The organism is Salmonella sp. SAL00672 (assembly GCF_046552175.1).
GTDB lineage: Bacteria > Pseudomonadota > Gammaproteobacteria > Enterobacterales > Enterobacteriaceae > Salmonella > Salmonella enterica.
Genome location: NZ_JBGDUQ010000034.1, coordinates 1 through 515, shown reverse-complemented (window position 1 = coordinate 515; position 515 = coordinate 1). Strand labels below are relative to the sequence as shown.

The 515-nt window shown below is 52.8% G+C and carries 1 protein-coding gene; it reads right to left on the bottom strand.

Annotation, left to right across the window (positions count from 1 at the left end):
* The coding region (locus ACLJTG_RS23695; RefSeq protein ID WP_023994057.1) for an EF-Tu/IF-2/RF-3 family GTPase at nt 1-515 on the bottom strand (515 nt) is incomplete at both ends.

Sequence of the window (515 nt, the reverse complement as noted above, 5' to 3'; positions counted from 1 at the left end):
CCAGTCACGTCAGTAGTACGGAAGTAGAACTGCGGACGGTAGCCTTTGAAGAACGGAGTATGACGGCCGCCTTCATCTTTGGACAGAATGTACACTTCAGATTCGAACTTGGTGTGCGGCTTGATGGTGCCCGGCTTAGCCAGTACCTGACCACGTTCGATTTCTTCACGTTTGATACCACGCAGCAGAACACCTACGTTCTCACCGGCACGGCCTTCGTCCAGCAGTTTGCGGAACATTTCAACGCCAGTACAGGTAGACTTCTGAGTCTCTTTGATACCAACGATTTCAACTTCTTCGCCCACTTTGATGATACCGCGTTCTACACGACCGGTAACAACGGTACCACGACCGGAGATGGAGAATACGTCTTCGATCGGCAGCAGGAACGGCTTGTCAATCGCACGCTCTGGTTCCGGGATGTAAGAATCCAGGAAGCCAGCCAGTTCGATGATTTTCGCTTCCCACTCTGCGTCGCCTTCCAGCGCTTTCAGAGCAGAACCACGAACGATCGG